Source organism: Achromobacter sp. (assembly GCF_049647645.1).
Classification (GTDB): Bacteria; Pseudomonadota; Gammaproteobacteria; order Burkholderiales; family Burkholderiaceae_B; genus Achromobacter.
In genome coordinates this window covers 1-3,543 of sequence record NZ_JBARYB010000112.1, presented here as the reverse complement: position 1 = coordinate 3,543, position 3,543 = coordinate 1, and the positions used below count along the sequence as shown (strand labels likewise).

Annotated in this window: 5 protein-coding genes; 1 reads left to right on the top strand and 4 read right to left on the bottom strand. The window is 68.3% G+C overall.

Annotated elements, in window-relative coordinates; all coding sequences use genetic code 11:
- The 4 genes from WBB14_RS13585 to WBB14_RS13570 form a co-directional block, all read right to left on the bottom strand.
- Positions 1 to 435 (bottom strand): AraC family ligand binding domain-containing protein (locus WBB14_RS13585; protein ID WP_424240295.1); only part of this gene is annotated, 435 nt, incomplete at its 3' end.
- 164 nt (positions 436 to 599) lie between these two features.
- Positions 600 to 1,094, bottom strand: a complete 495-nt coding sequence (locus tag WBB14_RS13580) for a hypothetical protein (protein ID WP_424240294.1) — start codon at positions 1,092 to 1,094, stop codon at positions 600 to 602.
- Positions 1,091 to 1,639 carry a hypothetical protein gene (locus tag WBB14_RS13575; RefSeq protein WP_013395902.1) on the bottom strand — a complete coding sequence of 183 codons (549 nt, stop codon included), beginning with the start codon at positions 1,637 to 1,639 and terminating at the stop codon, positions 1,091 to 1,093. Before WBB14_RS13575 ends, WBB14_RS13580 begins: the two co-directional genes overlap by 4 nt.
- Before the next feature lie 107 nt (positions 1,640 to 1,746).
- Positions 1,747 to 2,715 (bottom strand): LysR substrate-binding domain-containing protein, encoded by a 969-nt coding sequence (locus WBB14_RS13570; protein WP_424240293.1) that lies wholly within the window; start codon positions 2,713 to 2,715, stop codon positions 1,747 to 1,749.
- Positions 2,716 to 2,822: 107 nt separating this feature from the next.
- Between WBB14_RS13570 and WBB14_RS13565 the strand changes: the two genes are divergently transcribed.
- Positions 2,823 to 3,543 (top strand): malic enzyme-like NAD(P)-binding protein (locus tag WBB14_RS13565; RefSeq protein WP_424240292.1); only part of this gene is annotated, 721 nt, incomplete at its 3' end.

Below are 3,543 nucleotides of genomic sequence, written 5' to 3'. Positions count from 1 at the left end.
GCGGTCGCGCGCCTGCGCCAGGATGCCCAGCAGCAGCGCGTCGCAGGCCAGGGGCGCCGTGCCGGCGGTGGCCTGCGCATACAGGGCCAGCACGTCGCGCGCCAGCGCCGGACGGTCCTGCGCCGGGTGCTCGAATTCGTAGCTGGGTCCGCTTGCGCCCAGTTCGGCCGCCGCCTGGGCCACCACGTCGGGATCCAGGTACAGCATCTGCCAGGCGCGTCCGCCGTCGCCGATGGGGGCGCCGTCATGCACTTCGCCGGGGTTCACCGTGATGACGTGCCCGGGGCCGGCCTCGACCTGGCCGCGGCCGCTGTGCGAAACCTGCGCGCCCTGGCGCATGACGCCTATGCCGAACTGTTCGTGCGTGTGGCGCGCGAACGCGTGCCGGCTGTGCGCGGCCACGGCCTGCACGCCGGCGAGCGCACTGCGTTGCATGACGAACTGGCCTGGGCTCATGGGGAGTAAGGAGGAAAGGGCTTGCGGGCAGTATCGCCCGCCGGCCCTGGGAGGAGCAAGCGGCAGGCGGTCCTGCGGCAGGCGGTCCTGCGGCAGGCGGTCCCGCCGTCGACGGTCCCCGCGCCGGCGCTCAAACGCTCACGTTATTGCAGCCCGTTCCAGCGCGCCACCGCGGGTTCGGCGGCGGCCCATTTCCATTGGCCGCCCGGCTGCTGGCAGATCATGCTGGCGTAGGCGGGCGCGGGCGTGTCCTTCTGCTCCACCGTGAACAGCACTTCGCGGCAATGGGTCAGCGGCGTGGCGATGTCGCGCACCACCTGGATGCCGCCGCGCTCGTTGCCCACGGACAGCGGTTGGCGGATTTCCCATTGCCGCACCTCGCCGATCGGCAGGGCGCCGGCCGCATTGGCCATGACGTTCTGCTGGTCGTTCTTCCATTCGCGCAGCACGTACTTCACCGTGGCGTCCACCGCCGCCTGCACCGTGACGCCAATGGCATAGCCCGCCACCGGATTGGCGGTGGCGGCGCCGCTGATGGTGCCGACCACGGCGCCGGTGGCGCCGCCGATGGAGGAACTCTGGCAGCCGGCCAGGCCCAGGCAGGCGGCCAGCGCCAGCAGGCTCGCGGCGCGCCTCACTGCAGGGAACCCCAGCGGGCGGTGGCGGGCTCGGCGCTGGCCCAGCGCCAGTGCTCGCCGTCGCGGCAGACGGTGGTGACGTAGAACTCGCGCAGGGGATCGGCGCCGGCCTTGTCGGCGGGCGTGTCGATGGAGAAGACCACTTCCTTGCATTCCAGGTTCACGCCGCCGATCAGCCGGCTGACGGTGACCTGGCCCTGCGCGTCGCTTTCGATGGGCAACTGGTGCTTGACCTGCCAGTTGGCGACCTTGCCCACTGCCAGCGGGCCGGCGGCCATGGCGATGGCGTCCTGCTCTTCGCCGCGGGTCTTGCGTTGGGCGTAGGCCAGCGCGGCCTTGGCGCCGGCCTGCACGCCCAGGCCGATGCCGGTGGCGACGGTGGCGTTGTCAGTGACCTTGTTGGCGATGGCGGTGCCGGCGATACCGGCGGCGGCGCCCGTGCCTTCACTCAGGAGCGAGCTGCAGCCGGACAGTCCGGCGAGCGCGGCCAGAGCGATGAGGGCGATCGCGCCGCGGCCCGGGTTGATAGGCGGAAGTGTGAACAAAACTGCATGCCCTCCTGCTTGTTGCTTGGCGCGGGAAGTATATGAGCGCGCATCGCCGCGGCGCGAGCGTATTTGCATTTGTTGGCAATTCTCTTGCCGCGCGCGGTTCAGGCGGACGCGCGCGCGCCCTTGGTGTAGGCCTCGCGCAGCGCGGCGGCGAACAGCGCGTCGACGTTGCGGCGCAAGTCTCCGGCGCGCGTGAACAGGGCAATCGGCGGCAGGGTCCAGTCGAAGGAATACGGCACGATGGCCGCGCCCGCAATTCGCACCAGTTCGTCGGCGATGTCGGCGGGCAGGATGGCGACGGCGCGGTCGCTGGCCACGATCATTTCGCCGATCAGCTTGGACGAATCGCTCTGCACCGACGGCGTCGGGGGCGCCAGCCCGGCGCGCAGGAAGATCTCGGACACCTGTTCGCGGATCGGGCTGTCTGGCGTGCCCAGGATCCAGTCCAGGTCGGCCAGCCGGTTCCATTCCAGCCGCGAGCGGCCCAGGCGGGCGGCCAGCCGGCGGCTGGCGATCAGGCGCGGCTGCTGGTGGTACAGCACCTCGAAGCCCAGGTTATCCATGTCCACCGAGGGCGTGGCCCAGCCCACCACCATGTCCAGGGTGTGGTCGCGCAACTGCCGCAGCAGCGCTGGCCCCTGGCCTTCGTGGATGGTGGCGGTGATCCGGCGGCCCTGGGGCAGGGTGCGGCTGATGGCGGACGACAGCATCTGTCCGGACACGAAAGGGATCACGCCGATGTGCAGATGGGCGGCGTGGCCGGCCGCCACGGCCTCCATTTCCTGGACCAGATGGCCCAAGTCGTGGACCAGGGCGCGGGCCCGCGCCAGCACCACCGCGCCCAGGGGGGTGGGCGTCATGCCGCGCACCGAACGTTCGAACAGAGGCACGTCGAACATGCTTTCCAGTTCCGCCAGGGCATTGGTCACGGCGGGCTGGCTGGTGGCCATGTGCTCGGCCACCCGGGTCAGCGAGCCGTGCTGCTCGATCTGCAGCAGCAACACCAGGTGGCGCATCTTCAGCCGCGAGGTCAGTTTCCGGATAACGAGGTCCGGGTCAAAGGCTGTCATAGGCAATGCATAAGGTAAATATTATGGAACGATATTAAAAATGAATGATCTGCTTATGTATTGAAGCCTAGAATTTTTCCTATATCAAGACAAGGAGGCTCTGCCCCATGAATACGCAATCGGACCGCCAGGCAGCACTGGACTATCACGAGTTCCCCACCCCGGGGAAGATCTCCGTCGTGGCGTCCAAACCGCTGGTCAACCAGCGCGACCTGGCCCTGGCGTACTCGCCCGGCGTGGCGGCAGCCTGTGAAGAAATCGTGGCCGATCCGGCCAATGTGTACCGCTACACGGCGCGCGGCAATCTGGTGGGCGTGATCACCAACGGCACCGCGGTGCTGGGCCTGGGCAATATCGGCGCGCTGGCCTCCAAGCCTGTGATGGAAGGCAAGGCGGTGCTGTTCAAGAAGTTCGCCGGCCTGGACGTGTACGACATCGAGATCAACGAGACCGACCCGGACAAGCTGGTCGAGATCATCGCCGGCCTGGAAGCCACCTTCGGCGGCATCAACCTCGAAGACATCAAGGCGCCCGAATGCTTCACCGTCGAGCGCAAGCTGCGCGAGCGCATGAAGATTCCCGTCTTCCATGACGACCAGCACGGCACGGCCATTACCGTTTCGGCCGCCTTCATCAACGGCCTGAAGGTCGTGGGCAAGGACATCAAGCAGGTCAAGGTGGTGACTTCGGGCGCCGGCGCCGCCGCGCTGGCCTGCCTGGACCTGATGGTGGACCTGGGCCTGCCGCTGGAAAACATCTGGGTCACCGACATCGAAGGCGTGGTCTACGAAGGCCGCACCGTGCTGATGGACCCGGACAAGGCGCGCT

What these genes read in the sequence shown, in the direction of transcription:
- WBB14_RS13570 (WP_424240293.1), bottom strand. Translation starts at nt 2,715, where the DNA reads ATGACAGCCTTTGACCCGGACCTCGTTATCCGGAAACTGACCTCGCGG.